The organism is Variovorax sp. LjRoot290, from assembly GCF_964253985.1.
Taxonomy (GTDB): Bacteria; Pseudomonadota; Gammaproteobacteria; order Burkholderiales; family Burkholderiaceae_C; genus Variovorax.
Genome location: NZ_CAXURW020000001.1, coordinates 3,648,105 through 3,662,629, shown reverse-complemented (window position 1 = coordinate 3,662,629; position 14,525 = coordinate 3,648,105). Strand labels below are relative to the sequence as shown.

16 protein-coding genes are annotated in these 14,525 nt (G+C 68.2%); 8 read left to right on the top strand and 8 right to left on the bottom strand.

The annotated features are described in order from the left end of the window. Window positions 1-8: 8 nt before the first annotated feature. Window positions 9-1,094, bottom strand: a complete 1,086-nt coding sequence (gene amrS, locus ACSQ9A_RS18130) for an AmmeMemoRadiSam system radical SAM enzyme (RefSeq protein ID WP_436304651.1) — start codon at window positions 1,092-1,094, stop codon at window positions 9-11. After that, complete coding sequence (amrB, locus tag ACSQ9A_RS18125) at window positions 1,091-1,897, bottom strand: AmmeMemoRadiSam system protein B (protein WP_436304650.1); 807 nt, start codon at window positions 1,895-1,897, stop codon at window positions 1,091-1,093. The genes amrS and amrB overlap by 4 nt, the downstream gene beginning before the upstream one ends. A gap of 92 nt (window positions 1,898-1,989) precedes the next feature. Here amrB and arfB point away from each other — a divergent pair, with 92 nt between their 5' ends. Together arfB and ACSQ9A_RS18115 are read left to right on the top strand one after the other, a co-directional pair. Next, window positions 1,990-2,403: an alternative ribosome rescue aminoacyl-tRNA hydrolase ArfB gene (arfB, locus tag ACSQ9A_RS18120; protein WP_436304649.1), complete on the top strand. Its 414-nt coding sequence runs from the start codon at window positions 1,990-1,992 to the stop codon at window positions 2,401-2,403. Between the two features lie 79 nt (window positions 2,404-2,482). Then, window positions 2,483-3,277 carry a GntR family transcriptional regulator gene (locus ACSQ9A_RS18115; RefSeq protein ID WP_244503987.1) on the top strand — a complete coding sequence of 265 codons (795 nt, stop codon included), beginning with the start codon at window positions 2,483-2,485 and terminating at the stop codon, window positions 3,275-3,277. Between the two features lie 15 nt (window positions 3,278-3,292). On the opposite strand, the gene ACSQ9A_RS18110 is transcribed toward ACSQ9A_RS18115, so the two are convergent. The 4 genes from ACSQ9A_RS18110 to ACSQ9A_RS18095 all read right to left on the bottom strand — a co-directional run bounded on the left by ACSQ9A_RS18110 (window position 3,293) and on the right by ACSQ9A_RS18095 (window position 6,270). Then, window positions 3,293-4,030 carry an amino acid ABC transporter ATP-binding protein gene (locus tag ACSQ9A_RS18110; protein ID WP_436304648.1) on the bottom strand — a complete coding sequence of 246 codons (738 nt, stop codon included), beginning with the start codon at window positions 4,028-4,030 and terminating at the stop codon, window positions 3,293-3,295. Further along, window positions 4,008-4,697: an amino acid ABC transporter permease gene (locus ACSQ9A_RS18105; protein WP_436304647.1), complete on the bottom strand. Its 690-nt coding sequence runs from the start codon at window positions 4,695-4,697 to the stop codon at window positions 4,008-4,010. The genes ACSQ9A_RS18110 and ACSQ9A_RS18105 overlap by 23 nt, the downstream gene beginning before the upstream one ends. Then, window positions 4,697-5,365, bottom strand: a complete 669-nt coding sequence (locus tag ACSQ9A_RS18100; protein WP_093109793.1) for an amino acid ABC transporter permease — start codon at window positions 5,363-5,365, stop codon at window positions 4,697-4,699. The genes ACSQ9A_RS18105 and ACSQ9A_RS18100 overlap by 1 nt, the downstream gene beginning before the upstream one ends. Before the next feature lie 71 nt (window positions 5,366-5,436). After that, window positions 5,437-6,270, bottom strand: a complete 834-nt coding sequence (locus ACSQ9A_RS18095) for a transporter substrate-binding domain-containing protein (protein ID WP_436304646.1) — start codon at window positions 6,268-6,270, stop codon at window positions 5,437-5,439. A 204-nt stretch (window positions 6,271-6,474) separates the two neighbouring features. On the opposite strand from ACSQ9A_RS18095, the gene ACSQ9A_RS18090 reads away from it, so the two are divergent. From ACSQ9A_RS18090 to ACSQ9A_RS18065, 6 genes are read left to right on the top strand one after another with little or no spacing between them, the layout of a single operon-like run. Beyond that, entirely contained in the window at window positions 6,475-6,801 is a 327-nt protein-coding gene (locus ACSQ9A_RS18090) for a (2Fe-2S)-binding protein (protein ID WP_436304645.1), read from the top strand. Continuing rightward, window positions 6,794-8,242 carry an FAD-dependent oxidoreductase gene (locus tag ACSQ9A_RS18085; protein ID WP_436304644.1) on the top strand — a complete coding sequence of 483 codons (1,449 nt, stop codon included), beginning with the start codon at window positions 6,794-6,796 and terminating at the stop codon, window positions 8,240-8,242. The genes ACSQ9A_RS18090 and ACSQ9A_RS18085 overlap by 8 nt, the downstream gene beginning before the upstream one ends. Beyond that, entirely contained in the window at window positions 8,239-9,387 is a 1,149-nt protein-coding gene (locus ACSQ9A_RS18080) for an NAD(P)/FAD-dependent oxidoreductase (RefSeq protein ID WP_436304643.1), read from the top strand. Before ACSQ9A_RS18085 ends, ACSQ9A_RS18080 begins: the two co-directional genes overlap by 4 nt. 12 nt (window positions 9,388-9,399) lie before the next feature. Continuing rightward, window positions 9,400-10,335 carry a dihydrodipicolinate synthase family protein gene (locus ACSQ9A_RS18075; protein ID WP_093109789.1) on the top strand — a complete coding sequence of 312 codons (936 nt, stop codon included), beginning with the start codon at window positions 9,400-9,402 and terminating at the stop codon, window positions 10,333-10,335. 26 nt (window positions 10,336-10,361) lie between these two features. Next, window positions 10,362-11,774, top strand: coding sequence for a dihydropyrimidinase (gene hydA, locus ACSQ9A_RS18070; RefSeq protein WP_436304642.1), 1,413 nt, complete (start codon window positions 10,362-10,364; stop codon window positions 11,772-11,774). Window positions 11,775-11,780: 6 nt separating this feature from the next. Further along, a complete protein-coding gene (locus ACSQ9A_RS18065; protein WP_093109787.1) occupies window positions 11,781-12,044 on the top strand; it encodes an FmdB family zinc ribbon protein in 264 nt (87 codons plus the stop codon). A 7-nt stretch (window positions 12,045-12,051) separates the two neighbouring features. On the opposite strand, the gene ACSQ9A_RS18060 is transcribed toward ACSQ9A_RS18065, so the two are convergent. Both ACSQ9A_RS18060 and ACSQ9A_RS18055 read right to left on the bottom strand, forming a co-directional pair. After that, window positions 12,052-12,834, bottom strand: coding sequence for a metallophosphoesterase (locus ACSQ9A_RS18060; RefSeq protein ID WP_436304641.1), 783 nt, complete (start codon window positions 12,832-12,834; stop codon window positions 12,052-12,054). Then, on the bottom strand, window positions 12,831-14,522 hold the full coding sequence (locus tag ACSQ9A_RS18055; RefSeq protein WP_436304640.1) for a SulP family inorganic anion transporter: 1,692 nt from the start codon (window positions 14,520-14,522) through the stop codon (window positions 12,831-12,833). The genes ACSQ9A_RS18060 and ACSQ9A_RS18055 overlap by 4 nt, the downstream gene beginning before the upstream one ends. Window positions 14,523-14,525: the final 3 nt, after the last annotated feature.

Here is a 14,525-nt window from a genome sequence, read left to right as displayed (position 1 = left end):
GGTCTCCTTTATGATGGCAGTGATTGCGCTGCCCGCACCGGGATGCGCCGCCGGCCGAAGCCGTGGCTGAAGGCGCCGAAGCGGCCTGCGATCGGCGTGCCGCAGTGCGGGCATTCGCCGCGCGCATCGAGTTCGCAGTCCAGCACGAGATACCAGTCGCGGCGCACCAGCGGCGCGCGGCAATGCGGGCACCAGGTCGTCCCGCCTTCCACGTCGTGGACATTGCCGGTGTAGACATGGTTCAGCCCGTTGGCGAGCGCGATGGCGCGGGCGCGCGTCAGCGTGGCAGGCGGCGTCGGCAGCACGTCCATCATCTTGTAGTCCGGATGGAAGGCGGTGAAGTGCAGCGGCACGTCCGGCCCGAGGTGCTCGGCGATCCAGCGGCTCATCGCCTCGATCTCGGCATCGCTGTCGTTGTGGCCGGGGATCAAGAGCGTCGTGATCTCGAACCAGCAGCTCGTCTCGTGGCGCAGGTACTGCAGGGTGTCGAGCACCGGCGCGAGGTGGGCGCCGGTCTGCTGGAAATAGAAGGCTTCGGTGAAGCCCTTGAGGTCGACATTGGCCGCGTCCATCCTGGCGTAGAACTCGCGCCGCGGCGCGGCGTGCATGTAGCCCGCGGTCACGGCGACGCTGAACAGGCCCAGCGCATGGCAGGCATCGGCGGCGTCCATCGCGTACTCGGCGAAGATCACCGGGTCGTTGTAGGTGAAGGCCACGCTCAGGGCGCCGCGCTGGCGCGCCAGCTCGGCGATGCGTTGCGGCGATGCGGCATCCATCAGCCGGTCCATCTCGCGGCTCTTGGAGATGTCCCAGTTCTGGCAGAACTTGCATGCCAGGTTGCAGCCGGCGGTGCCGAAGGAGAGCACGCTGGAGCCGGGATGGAAATGGTTCAGCGGCTTCTTCTCGATCGGGTCGAGGCAGAAGCCCGAGCTGCGCCCGTAGGTCGTCAGCACCATTTCGTCGCCGACACGCTGGCGCACGAAGCACATCCCGCGCTGGCCTTCGTGCAGCCGGCAGTCGCGCGGACACAGGTCGCACTGGATGCGCCCGTCGTCCAACCTGTGCCACCAGCGCCCGGGATGGCTCGCGCTCATGATGCCGGCGCCTCGAACGCGATCGCCGCGTAGCCGACCACGCGGCGGCGGTCTCCCGCGGTATCGCCGGAATTGCGCAGGTCCAGCAGGCGCGGCTGCAGGCGGTGGCTGCGTGCCGCCTGCAGCGCACCGTTGATCGCCCGTGCGCCGCAAGCCTCTTCGGGAACCAGGGCGCCGTCGAAGGCGAGGATGCGCTGCACCGTCGCGCGGTCGCGCGCCTGGGCCTGCGCGTACGGCAGGTAGTGCGACAGGTCGGAGCTGACGACGATCAGCGTTTCGTCTTCGCCCCACAGCCGTTCCAGAATCTCCGCGACCTCGGAGGGACTTGCGTTGCCGACGAGCAGGGGGACCAACGCGAAGTTGTTCAGCACCGTCTGCAGGAACGGCAGTTGCACCTCCAGCGAATGCTCGAAGGCGTGAGGCCAGTCGTCGTGCACGACCTGCGGCGGGCTGCCGAGCAGGGCCAGGGACGCATGTTCCAGTGCGATGCGACCGAGCGGCGTATCGAAGGCGTCCGCTTCCGGTGCCGCCAGCGCGCGCACCGCGCAGCGATGGGCCGGACCGAGCAGCACGACGCGCGTGATCCGCTCGCGCCATGGTGCGAGCAGGGCATAGGCTTGTGCCGCGACGGCGCCGGAATACACATAGCCGGCGTGCGGGACGATCAGCAGCTTCGGTGGCTTCGTGGACTCGGCGACAGCGCTGCCGGCAGCGGCGAGGCAATCGCCGACCTCGCGCTGCAGCTGCAGCGCATCGCCGGGGTAGAAAGTCCCCGCGACCGCGGCGGGACGAACGGCAGGCACGGCATCACACCTCCTGCGTGAATATGGACTCACCGCGGGTCAGCGTCAACCGGCTCGAGATGAAGGCACCACCGCGCAAGCCAAAATAGCGGATGCCCGCGCCGCGTCCGCCCATCCTCATCGACCCTCTGGAAGTCGAGTTCAGCGCCATCCGCGCGCAGGGCGCGGGCGGGCAGAACGTCAACAAGGTATCGAGCGCGGTGCACCTGCGCTACGACATCGCGGCGAGCTCGCTGCCCGAGGACGTCAAGGAGCGCCTGCTCGCGCTGCGCGACAGCCGCATCACGCAGGAAGGCGTGCTGGTGCTGAAGGCGCAGAAGCACCGCAGCCAGGACATGAACCGCGCCGACGCGCTGGCGCGGCTGCAGGAGCTGGTCGACAGCGTCGCCACGCCGCCGCGCGTGCGCCGGCCGACCAAGCCCAGCTATGGCGCGAAGCAGCGGCGGCTCGAGGGCAAGAGCCAGCGTTCGGAGATCAAGAGCCTGCGCGGGCCGGTGAAGGATTGAGGCAGGCGCTTGGCGCCGGTCGCGAGAACACCGTATGCTGTGGCATCGCTCGATTGCACACAATTTGTAGACAAAGCATATGAAATCCAAAGTCACGGCCAAGGCGCCGGTGCATGAGGAGGCCAGGAAGCCCGGTCGGCCGAAGAAATCCGCCGCTCGCGCGGCTGCCGATGCCACGCCTGCAAAGCCGTCGCGCAAGGCCGCGGCGCCCGAGGCGCCGGCCGAGTTGTCGACGAACCTGACCGACCGGGCCTACGCCGTCGTGCGGCGGCTCATCCTCCAGCGGGAGCTGTCGGGTGGGGAAGTGCTGGTCGAAGGGCGCTTGGCCGAGCGGCTCCAGATGTCGCGCACGCCGCTGCGCGAGGCCCTGCTGCGGCTCGAAGGCGAGGGTTTGCTGGTGCGCGCCAATGCGCGCTCCTATGCGGTGCGGCGCATCGCGGCGTCGCATTACTTCCAGTGCCTGCAGGTGCGCGAACGCCTGGAGTCGCAGGCGGTGTCGCTTGCCATGGGGCGCGTGCCGGCCGAAGAGGTGCGGAACCTGCGCGCCAGCATCCTGTCGCTGGACTCGAGCCAGCAGGGCTCCAGCCACTGGCAGGCCGATGACGAGATCCACGGGCTGTTCGCGCGCGCCTCCGGCAATGCGATGCTGGCCGACACCATCGCCCATCTGCGCGTGCTGTGCCGCCTGTTCGAGGTGGTCGATCCCTTCAAGCGCATCGAGGACGACCGCAAGGAGCATCTGGCCATCCTGGACGCGTACATCGCGGGCAACGAAAAGGCGGCCGAGGAGGCCGTGGTGGCGCACCTGCGAAATCTCGCGCGCTACACGCTCTCGCGGCTCAGCAACGGGCTGGTGAGCGAGTTCTCACCATAGCCCGGGCGAACGCGGTCAGTGCCGCAGGATCTTCCCGACGAACTCGCGCGTGCGCGCTTCGCGGGGCTGATCGAAGATCTGCTTCGGGTCGCCGACCTCGACCACCTGCCCGCCGTCCATGAACACGACCTTGCTCGACACTTCGCGCACGAACCCCATCTCGTGCGAGACGATGAACATGGTCATGCCGTCGGCTGCCAGCAATCGCACCGTGTCCAGCACCTCGTTGACGAGCTCCGGGTCGAGCGCAGCCGTCACCTCGTCGAGCAGCACGATGCCGGGCTGCAGCGCGAGCGCACGTGCGATGGCCACGCGCTGCTGCTGGCCGCCCGACAGCTGGTCGGGGTAGGACTGCAGCTTGCTGCCCATGCCGACTTTTTCGAGCAGTTGCGTCGCATAGGCTTCCACCTGCTTGCGCGGCCGCCCCTTCACCTTGATGGGGGCGACGGTCACGTTGTCGAGCACCGTCATGTTCTGGAACAGGTTGTACTGCTGGAACACGATCGCCATCTGCGAGCGGATGCGGCGCAGCTGCCCGCGGTCGTTGTAGTCGAGCGCCTGGCCGTCGATGCGCACCTGGCCGGAAATCGGCGGCAGCAAACCCATCAGCACGCGCAGCAGCGTGCTCTTGCCGGAGCCCGAGGGTCCGATCAGGCTGACGATCTCGCCCTTCTCGACCGACAGGTTGATGCGCTCGAGCACGGTGTGCGCGCCATAGTTGGCCTTGAGGTCAACGATTTCGAGTTGGGGCAAGCTTTCTCTCCAGGTATTTGCCGAAACGCGCCAGCGGATAGGACAGCATGAAATAGAGGGCGAGCACCGTGCCGTAGACGAGCGTGGCCGAGAAGCCCTTGTTGTTCATCGTCTTGCCGGCGAAGGCCAGTTCGACCACGCCGATCTGCGATGCGAGCGCCGTGTCCTTGATGAACAGCACGAAGAAGCCGAACACCGGCGGCAGGATGATCTTCCAGGCTTGCGGAACGATCACCAGGCGCAGCGTCTGCAGGTAGCTGAAGTTCAGCGTGATGGCGGCGTCCCATTGGTTGCGGTGCACGGATTCGAGCCCGCTGCGCACGATCTCGGCGATGAAGGCCGTGGCGATCAGGCACACGCTGATCAGCGCCACCGCGAACATGCTGAGGTCCGCATGCATCCCCTGGAAGATGAAGAACACCAGCATCAGCGTCACGAGGAAGGGGATGCGCCGGAACAGCTCGGTGAAGATCGTCACCGCCACGCGCAGCGGCCTCGCCGCAGGCCGCGTGCTCAGGCGCACGGCCGCGAGCACGAAGCCGAGCGAGAAGCCCACGATGCAGCCGATGGCCGACAGCGCGAAGGTCGCGCCCAGTGCCTTGGCGAAGAAGATCAGGTTGTAGTAGCCGAAGAAGCGCGGCAGCTCTTCGATGATCTGGTCCCACATCAGAACCACCTCATCTTGGCGCGGAAGAAGCGCTTGCCGACGAAGGCGAGCGACAGCGTCGCGATCAGCGTGATCACGATGTAGAGCACCGCGGCGACCGAGAACACCTCGATCGAGCGGAAGGTTTCGGAGTTGATGTTGAAGGCCCGGCCGGTGAGTTCCTCGACCCCGAACACAGCGGCCATCGAGGTGCCGAGCGTCATCAGGATGTACTGGTTCGAAAGCGGCGGGAACAGCACGCGCACGATGTGCGGCACGATCACGTGGCGGATGGTCTGGAGGCGCGAAAAGCCCAGCGTCTCCGCCGCCTCGAGCTCGGGCAGGCGCACCGATTCGAAGCCCGCGCGCTGGATCTCGGTGAGGTAGGCACCGGCATTGAGCGTCATACCGATCAGCACCGCCTGGTAGGGCGACAGCAGGATGCCCGCGTCAGGCAGTGCGAAGAAGATGAAGAAGATCTGCACCAGCTGCGGCGTGTTGGTGAAGAACACCACGTAGGCGCCGACGATGCGGCGCGCCCAGCGCGGGCCGTAGGCGCGCACCGACGCGCCGCCCAGGCCGATCAGCATGCCGAAAGCGAAAGCGAGAAAGGCGATCTGCAGGCTCAGCCACGCACCGCCGATGAGGTAGGGCAGACGTTCGAGGACCGGGGTGTAGTCGAATTGCATGGGATCTCGGTCGTGCATGCGCGCCGCGCGCAGGCAGGCTGCGCGCGGCGCGGGATCATTCGGCGCGACGCCTACTTGTAGCTCGGCGCGGTGCGCGGGTCATGCAGCATGGGGCCGCCGAACCATTTTTTCCAGCGCTCGTCCACATAACCGTTGCGGTGCAGTTCCTTGATCGCGCCGCTCAGCTTCTCGCGCAGCGCGTCGTTGCCCTTCTGCACGCCGATGGCACAGAAATAGACGTCGATGGGCGCGTCCACGATGCGCCAGTCGATCTTGTGCTTGGCGGTGTGCTCGGTCATGAAGTCCATCACGTCGATCATCGCGTCGGCGCGGCCCTGGGCGATCGCACGCACCGCGTCGGGGTAGTTGTCCAGCAGCAGCAGTTGGGCCTTGGGCAGCTTCTCCTGCACCAGTTTCACGGGGGTGGCGCCGCGCACCTCGACCAGCTTGACCGAGGGGTCGTTGAGCTCCATCCAGTCCTTGTACGGCTTGGCCTTGGTCGTCAGGACGCCCAACACCTCGGTGTGCAGCGGCACGGTGAAGTCGATGACTTTCTGGCGTTCGGCCGTGATCGTCATGGCGCCGAGCACGGCATCGATCTTGCCGCTGCTCACGAAGGGAATGCGATCGGGCGAGCCGACCTGCACGATTTCGGTCTTCACGCCCAGCAGCTCGCCGAGCTTGCGTGCGATTTCGACGTCGAAACCATCGATCTCATTCTTGTCGTTGAAGATGCCCAGTGGCGGCAGCGTGGGATTGACGCCGATGACGATCTTCTTGCTGGCAACGATCTCGTCGAGCGTTCGCGCCGACGCGGACGCCGGCAGCCCCAGCAGGGTCGAGCCGAGTGCGAGCGATCCGGCCGCCAGCAAGGTGCGGCGGACTGCGTTCCTGATTTGCTTCATCGAGAAGAACTCCTAGAGATGGATGGTTGGATCGAACCGCCGATCGCGGTTCGCAGAGCGGGAACGAACGCAAGACGAATGCCAGTTCGATCGATGTCTGCAAAAGAAATAACATCGATATATGAAATGTATACAATAAAATCCAGCGGGTCCAGCCTGGACTTGCTCGGCTTGTTTCAATCGCTCATCCGACGCTTTTTCTTCATGACGAAGTCTTCCTATTCCGCGCCTGCGGCACTGCGTGCCGATCAGGCGGTGCAGCGGGGGCCGGCGGTGCAGTTCCTTGTCGATGGTTGCACCGTCCGGGCATTCGGGGGCGAAAGCGTCGCCGCGGCGCTGTTCGCGGCGGGCCGGCGCGAGCTGCGGTGCAGTCCGCGCGACGGGGCGCCCCGCGGCCTGTTCTGCCTCATGGGCTCCTGCCAGGAATGCCTGGTGTGGGTCGGTGCGCGCAAGCTGCTCGCCTGCCAGGTGCCGGTGGCGGGCGGGCTGGAGGTCGAAACGCTCCCCTTCAGGGAAGAGCGTCATGGCTGAGGCAGCGCTCCAGTCCGTCGATCTGCTCGTGATCGGTGCCGGTCCGGCCGGCGCGCGGGCGGCGCTGCGCGCGCAGGGCTGCGGCCTCAGCGTACTGCTGGTCGACGAGAACCACGACGCGGGCGGGCAGGTGTGGCGGCCGCTTCCCGCAGGATTCACACGTGCAAGCGGCACCGCGCTGTCGACCGAGGCGAGGCAGGGCGATGCCCTGCGCGAAGAACTGCGCCGGGCCGGCGTGCGCTGCCTCTTCGGCCACAAGGTGTGGAACGTCGGTACGAGTCTGCGCACCGACCTGATCGGTCCGGATGGCACCGTCAGCTGGCAGCCGCGTGCGCTGCTGGTGGCGACAGGAGCGACCGAGCGCGTCGTGCCCTTTCCCGGCTGGACCCTGCCGGGCGTCATGGGCCTGGCCGCCGCGACGATCCTGCTCAAGTCGCAGAACATGCTGCCGGGGCGCCGTACGGTGGTGGCGGGCAGCGGGCCGCTGCTGCTGGCGGTGGCGAACGGGATCCTCAAGGCAGGCGGCGAGGTGGCCGCGGTGCTCGACCTGGCCGGGCAGGCCGACTGGCTGCGTGCGCTGCCGTCGCTCACTGGCCGCCCCGATCTGCTGTGGCGAGGGGCGCAGTGGTACGCCAGCCTGCGCATCGCCGGTGTGCCGGTGCTCCACCGGCACGGCATCCATTCCGTCCAGGCGGTGGGCAATGGGTTTCAGGTACGTGCGCTGCGTGTCGATGCGGCCGGCAAGCCGATTGCCGATGTCCCGTCAGCCGTGTTCGTGGCCGACGGCGTGACGGTCGGGCACGGCCTGGTACCGGGCACCGACGTGACCCGGCTGCTGCGCGCCCGCCATCGCTATGCCGCGGAACGCGGCGGCTGGATCGCCGACACCGACGCCGACGGCCGCAGCTCGGTCGCGGGCCTTTACGTCGCAGGGGACGGCGCGGGCATTGCCGGCGCCGCCGCGGCCGGCGCCCATGGCGAACTGGCAGCCTTGGCCTGTGCGCACGACCTCGGCCGGCTGGTGCCAGAGGTCCATGCAAGCGAACGCGCCCGCCTGCTGGCGCAATGGCACAGGCCTGCACGATTCGGGCGTGCGATGGCGGGCCTGATGGCACTGCGCGAAGGCACGGTTGCCGGCATTGCCGCGGACACCATCGTGTGCCGCTGCGAAGACGTGACCCGCGCCGAGATCGATGCGGCAGCGCGCGACGGTGCACGCGACATGAACCAGCTCAAGGCCTGGACCCGCTGCGGCATGGGACCGTGCCAGGGCCGAAGCTGCGGCGATGTGGCCGGGGCACTGCTCGCAGCGCATGTCGGCAGTCGCGAGGCAGTGGGCTGCTTCACGGGCCGCGCGCCGCTGCGTCCGGTCTCGCTCGCCGAGGTGGCGGGCGACTACACCTACGCCGACATCCCCATTCCGAAGGCGGCCCCGCTGTGAGCGAGGCCACGCGCCATGCGGCGGCCTACGACGCGGTCGTGATCGGCGGCGGGGTCATGGGCTGCGCCACCGCCCTGCATCTGGCCGAGGGCGGCATGCGGGTGGCGGTGGTCGATCGCGGACCGCTGTGCCGCGAAGCCTCGGGCGTCAACGCCGGCACGCTCACGCTGCACATGACGCGCGCCGCGCTCGTGCCCTATGCCATGCGCGCGTGGCAGATGTGGATGGATGCGGAGAAGTGGCTCGGCATGGGGGTGCTCGCGACCCACGTGCCCGGGCTCACGCTGGCCTTCACCGAGGCGGAGTGCGAACTGGTCGAATTGCGCGCCAAGGCCCGCCGCGCGTATGGCGCGCCGATCGAGGTGATCACGCCCGAGCGTGCGCGGGAGATCGAGCCCGGCCTGCATTCCGGCCTGCTGAAGGCGGGTTACTGCGAGATCGATGGTTTCGCAAGCGCCTACCTCACGGGCCGGGCGTTCCGCCATGCGCTCACGCACGCCGGCGTCGAGGTGCTCGAAAACGCGCCGGTTGCGGCCATCGATTCGGGCGATGCGGGCCACGTGATTCGTCTCGACGCCGCCGCCGGCCGCGCACCGCTGCACGCGAAGCGGGTGGTGCTGGCCGGCGGCGTGTGGATCCAGAACATGCTGGCCTGGCTCGGCGTGCAGATTCCGATCAAGGTGTTGATCAACCAGCTCATCATCACCGAGCGCATCCGCCCCGTGATGCGCACCGTGCTCAGCGTCGCGAGCGGTCTGCTCTCGCTCAAGCAGTTCGCCAACGGCACCGTGCTGATCGGCGGCGGCTGGCAGGGCGATGGCGACCGAGAGCGCGGCGGCGTCGAGGTCCGCCCGCAGAACCTGGTGGGCAACGTGCGCCTCGCGGCCTACGCGGTACCGGCGCTGGCCGAAGCCCGCATCGCGCGCATCTGGCTCGGCCTCGAGGCCGAGACCGCGGATGCGATGCCCATCATCGGCGACGTGCCCGGCGTGCCGCAGGCCTATGTGGTCGGCAGCGCGCACTCGGGCTACACCAGCGGCCCGTTCATGGGCCGGATCATGGCCCAGCACATCCTCGGCCAGGAGCCCGACCTGCCTCTTTTCGATCCCGCCCGCCTGCTGGGCATGCCGATGTCCGGCACTTGAAATGTCCCCTCCATGATTCCTCAACGACCTGACCCTTTTCACGGCATCTATGCCGCCACGCTGTGCCCGCTGCAGGGCGATGGCCGCATCGACGAGACCACGCTGGCGTCCCACCTGGAGGCCAACGCCTCCGTGCCCGGCATGACGGGCCTGCTGATCAACGGACACGCCGGCGAGAATTTCCTGCTCTCGCGCGAAGAGAAGCGCCGCGTGACCGAGATCGCCTTCGAGGTCTGCGGCCAGCGCGCCATTCTGGTTTGCGGCATCAACGCCGAGGACAGCCTCGAGGCCCGGCACCATGTCGACGATGCCAAGGCCGCCGGTGCCGACGCGGTGCTGGTCTTCCCGCCGTTCTCCTGGGCGCTTTCGCAGGATTCGCGCATGGCCGTGACGCACCACAAGACGGCCAACGCCAACGCGCAGATGCCCTTGATGCTCTACCAGGCCGGCGTCAATGCGGGCGCGATGGCTTATCCGCCGGAGGTGCTCGCCGAGCTCGCGCAGCTGCCGCACGTGGTCGGCGTCAAGGAGGGCAGCTGGGAGGCTGCGGCCTACGAGGCCAACCGCCGCCTGGTGAAGCGCGTGGCGCCGCAGGTGGCGATGATGGCTTCGGGCGACGAACACCTGTTCACCTGCTTCGCCATCGGCACCGAGGGCAGCCTAGTGAGCTTGGCCGTCGTGGTACCGGAGCTCGTGATCGCGCTCGACCAGGCCATCCGGCGCAAGGATCTCGACGAGGCGCGCCGTCTCAACGAGCGCATCTATCCGCTTGCCAAGGCAATCTACGGCACGGCGCCGGGCGGCTACGCGACGGCACGGCTCAAGACCTGCCTGAAGCTGCTCGGACGTTTTCCGAGCGATGCCATGCGGCTGCCGATGGGGCCGCTGCCGGCCGAGGAAGTCGCCGCCCTGGAGCGTGCGCTGGCCGAAGCCGGCGTCAGCGCGTAGCTCGGATTTTTCAGGAGTCAACACCCATGTCCCGCAAAATCATTCTCAACGGCCGCATCGTCACGGCCGTGGACGACTACACCGCAGACCTGCTGGTCGATGACGGCCGGATCGTCGCCATCGGCCGCTCGCTCGACGCGGGCCCCGACGCCGCGGTCATCGACGCCACCGGTCTTCTTGTGTTGCCGGGCGGCGTGGACTGCCACACGCACATGGACAACACCTTCGGAGACTCCACCACCTGCGACAGTTTCGAGTCCGGCACGCGTTCGGCCGCCTTCGGCGGCACGACGACGATCGTGGACTTCGCGTTCCAGCGCAAGGAGGTGAGCGTGCTCGAGGCGATAGCACGCGCCCAGGCCAAGGGCGTGGAGGGCGCTTGCATCGACTACGGTTTTCACGTCATCGTGACCGCGGTCGACGACCAGGCTCTGGCCGACATGCAGCACGCGATCCGGCACGAAGGCGTCTCGAGCTTCAAGATGTTCATGGCCTATCCGGGCTCGGTCATGGTCGACGACGCGGCCATCTTCCGGGCCATGCGCATGGTCGGCCAGCACGGCGGCATGATCGCGCTGCATGCCGAGAACGGCACCATCATCGAGCTTCTCATCCAGGAAGCGCTGGCGCAGGGCCACACCGCGCCCAAGTACCACGCGCTCACGCGGCCGGCCCTCATGGAGGGGGAAGCGACGCACCGCGGCATCAAGCTCGCCGAACTCGCCGATGCGCCGGTGTACTTCGTGCATCTCTCGGCCAAGGAAGCGCTCAAGCATGTGATCGAGGCGCGCGACATGGGCGTGCCGGTGTTCGCCGAAACCTGCCCGCATTACCTGTTCTTCGACGAGAGCGCCTACGACAGCGAGGACTTCGACCTGGCGCGCTACGTCATGAGTCCGCCGCTGCGCTCCAAGGAGTCGCAGCAGGCGCTGTGGACCGCACTGCGCACCGACGATCTGCAGCTCGTGTCGACCGACCATTGCCCGTTCTGCATGAAGGAAGGGCATCTGGGCCGCGTCAACCAGAAGCCGTACGGCCGCGATGATTTCTCGAAGATCCCGAACGGCGTGCCGGGCGTCGAAACACGCATGGCAACCCTCTACGACGGCGGCGTCCGCTCCGGCCGCATCTCGCTCAACCGCTTCGTCGAGCTGACCTCGACGGCGCCGTCGAAGCTCTTCGGCCTGTTTCCGCGCAAGGGCACCATCGCGGTCGGCAGCGACGCCGATCTGGTGCTCTTCGATCCCGGCGCCCAGCATGTCATTTCGGCGAACACGCAGCACGGCAACTGCGACTTCACGCTCTTCGAAGGCCGCAGCGTGACGGGCCGGGTGAGCAAGGTGCTGCTGCGCGGCGAGCTCATCGTCGATGGCGAGCACTGGCTCGGCAAGACCGGCAGCGGCCGCTACGTGCCGCGCGGCGAATCGGGCGGCTGGTAAACGCCTGTGCCCACCTACGACTACGCTTGTGCACGCTGCGGTCCCTTCACCGCGCGGCGGCCTCTGGCGCTGTTCGACCAGCCCGCCCCGTGCCCTGCATGCGGCGCCGAGTCCGGCCGCGCGCTGAGTGTTCCGGTTTCGCTGGGCATGGGCAGCCGGGAGCCAAGATCCGGACTGCGGTCGGAGCAGGGCGCCGGTTCGGGCTACCAGCGCCTGCGGCATGGCGGCGCTTGCGGCTGTTGCCCGCCGGCGCTGCGGACCCGCGCCTGAGGCCGCGTCAGCGGCCGGTGTTCCGCGTGCCGACCTCGACCACGAGCAGCGGGTCGAAGAGCGCGTTCTCGTTGACCCCGTCGCGCGCATAGCCGCGCGGGTTGCACAGCACGCGCGTGTCGTTCACGCGGTAGTCGAAGCTGTCGTGCGTGTGACCGTGGATCCAGAGTTCGGGCCCGCCGCCGGGCATCAACGCCTGCAGGTCGGACACGAAGGAGGCGTTGATCGGCGAGCCGGCAAAGCGCGGATGAATGCTCTTCGGCGAAGGCGCGTGGTGCGTGATGACCACGGTCGGCCCTGCATTTGGGTCGGCCAGCTTGCCCGCCAGCCAGGCCGCGTGGCGCCGGAACAGCGCGGCCGCGTCCGCCGGCGTGAAGAGGGCAGGCGAATCCTCGTTCAGCCGGATGCGGCTGAAGTCGCGCATGAACTGGGCGGCCAGGGCCGTCGCCGACGTGCGCGCCTCACCCGCGCCGAACAGCATGTAGTCGGTCCACAGCGTGCTGCCGAGAAAACGCACGCCGTCGACAACGACCTCCTCGTCGTCGAGCACGCGGATGCGCGTTCCGGCCGCGCCTGCCTTGAGTTCGCGCATCGTGCCGTCGATGCTGGCGCCGTAGAACTCGTGATTGCCGGCCACATAGAGCACCGGCTTGTCGAAGCCCGCGGCCCAGGCCATCGCTTCGGCCGGGCGCGCGATGTCGCCGGCCAGGATGACCAGATCGGCATCGGTTTGCGGATGCGGCAGCACGCCGCGGCTCAGGTGTAGGTCCGAGAGGATGTGGAGTTTCATGCGACGCTCTCCTGCTGCAGGACCGACGCATCGGCCAGCGCGGCCAGCGCGTCGCTGTCGGTCCGGTAGACGAAGAGCATCGGCCCCGGCGCCAGCAGCCCGGCGCGTTCCAGCACCTGCTGCGCCGGCAGCTTGAGCCCGCTCAGGTGCAGCCGCACGCCCTTGGATTCCACCAGCCGGCGGATGGCACCGAAGACCTCCGCGCCGGTCACGTCGATGCGGTTGATCGGCTGCGCGAACAGGCAGATGTCGGTGAGCTCGGGCCGCATCGCCAGCGTGACGGTGATGGCGCGCTCCAGCGTGCTCGCGGTGGCGAAGTCGAGTTCGGCGTCCATGCGCATCGCGTGCAGCTGCGGCGCCAGCGGCGGCAGGTTCCACAGGTGGCGGTCGCGCAGGCTGCCGTCGGGATGCAGGCCCACCTCGATGATGCGTGGATGCAGGTGCCGGTACATGTAGTGGCTCAGGCTCATCAAGAGGCCAGCCAGCACGCCCCAATAGATCGAGGGCGCGGTCGCGATCGTGAGCACGAAGGTGACCAGCGCCGTGACCGCTTCGACGCGCGAGATGCGCCAGAGCGATACGAACTGCCCCGGCCGCACCAGCCCCAGCATGGCGATGACCACGATCGCCGCGAGCACCGCCTGCGGCACGTGGTAGAGCAGCGGCATCGCCCACAGCAGCGCGGCGCCGATCAGCAGCACGCAGAACACGGTGGCCCAGCCGGTCTGCGCACCGGCGTAGAGATTGATGGCCGAGCGCGAAAACGAGGAACTGGTGGGGAAGGCGCCCGAAAAGCCGGAGGCGATCTTGGCCAGGCCCTGGCCGATCAGGTCCTGGTTTTCGTTCCAGAGCTTGCCGGCGCGCGCGTTGTCGACCTTGGCGCTCGATGCGGTTTCGAGAAAGCTCACCAGCGTGATCATCAGGGCCGGCAGCAGCAGCGTGCCGAAGCTGCCGAGCGGGAGCGGGCCGGGCCAGTAGAAGGCCGGCAGGCCCGAGGGCAGGGTGCCGATCACGGCGCCGCCGCGCAGCGCATAGCCGATGGCGGCGCTGATGGCCGCGCAGGCGCCGACCACGATCATCGCGGCCGGAAAGCGCGGCCAGCGCTCCTTGGCGAGCCACAGCGCGGCGATGCTGCCGAGCCCGAAGGCAATGGCCAGGAAGTCGGGCGGCGCGCCATGCAGCAGCTGGCCGATGCTACGGCCCGTGAAGCCGAAGAGCGCCGGCAGCTGCGACAGGATGATCAGCACCGAGGCCGCCTGCGTGAAGCCGATCAGCACCGGCGAATTGACCAGTCGCAGCACCCAGCCGAAACCGCCGAGTCCGAGCACCAGCTGGATTGCGCCGGACATGAGACAGAGCCACACCGCGAGCGTCACCCACTCGGCGCTGCCCGGAATGGCCAGCGGCCCGAGCGAGGCCGCGACCAGCAGGCTGGACAAGGCGGTCGGCCCGACCGAGAGCCTCGTCGATGCACTGAACAGCACGCCGATCAGCGCCGGCAGCAGCGAGGCGTAGATGCCGGTGACCAGCGGCATCCCGGCCAGCGCCGCATAGGCCACGCCCTGCGGGATCATCATCAGCGCCACGGTGACGCCGGCCAGCGCCTCGCCGGTGAGCAGCGCGCGACTCGGGCGGGGCCAGCCGAGGAAGGGAAGCCAGCGCACGAGCTGGTCGCGGTGGAGGGCCATGCC

What these genes read in the sequence shown, in the direction of transcription:
- amrS (WP_436304651.1), bottom strand. Translation starts at nt 1,094, where the DNA reads ATGAGCGCGAGCCATCCCGGGCGCTGGTGGCACAGGTTGGACGACGGG.
- arfB (WP_436304649.1), top strand. Translation starts at nt 1,990, where the DNA reads ATGCCCGCGCCGCGTCCGCCCATCCTCATCGACCCTCTGGAAGTCGAG.
- ACSQ9A_RS18115 (WP_244503987.1), top strand. Translation starts at nt 2,483, where the DNA reads ATGAAATCCAAAGTCACGGCCAAGGCGCCGGTGCATGAGGAGGCCAGG.
- ACSQ9A_RS18105 (WP_436304647.1), bottom strand. Translation starts at nt 4,697, where the DNA reads ATGTGGGACCAGATCATCGAAGAGCTGCCGCGCTTCTTCGGCTACTAC.
- ACSQ9A_RS18100 (WP_093109793.1), bottom strand. Translation starts at nt 5,365, where the DNA reads ATGCAATTCGACTACACCCCGGTCCTCGAACGTCTGCCCTACCTCATC.
- ACSQ9A_RS18095 (WP_436304646.1), bottom strand. Translation starts at nt 6,270, where the DNA reads ATGAAGCAAATCAGGAACGCAGTCCGCCGCACCTTGCTGGCGGCCGGA.
- ACSQ9A_RS18090 (WP_436304645.1), top strand. Translation starts at nt 6,475, where the DNA reads ATGACGAAGTCTTCCTATTCCGCGCCTGCGGCACTGCGTGCCGATCAG.
- ACSQ9A_RS18085 (WP_436304644.1), top strand. Translation starts at nt 6,794, where the DNA reads ATGGCTGAGGCAGCGCTCCAGTCCGTCGATCTGCTCGTGATCGGTGCC.
- ACSQ9A_RS18075 (WP_093109789.1), top strand. Translation starts at nt 9,400, where the DNA reads ATGATTCCTCAACGACCTGACCCTTTTCACGGCATCTATGCCGCCACG.
- hydA (WP_436304642.1), top strand. Translation starts at nt 10,362, where the DNA reads ATGTCCCGCAAAATCATTCTCAACGGCCGCATCGTCACGGCCGTGGAC.
- ACSQ9A_RS18060 (WP_436304641.1), bottom strand. Translation starts at nt 12,834, where the DNA reads ATGAAACTCCACATCCTCTCGGACCTACACCTGAGCCGCGGCGTGCTG.
- ACSQ9A_RS18055 (WP_436304640.1), bottom strand. Translation starts at nt 14,522, where the DNA reads ATGGCCCTCCACCGCGACCAGCTCGTGCGCTGGCTTCCCTTCCTCGGC.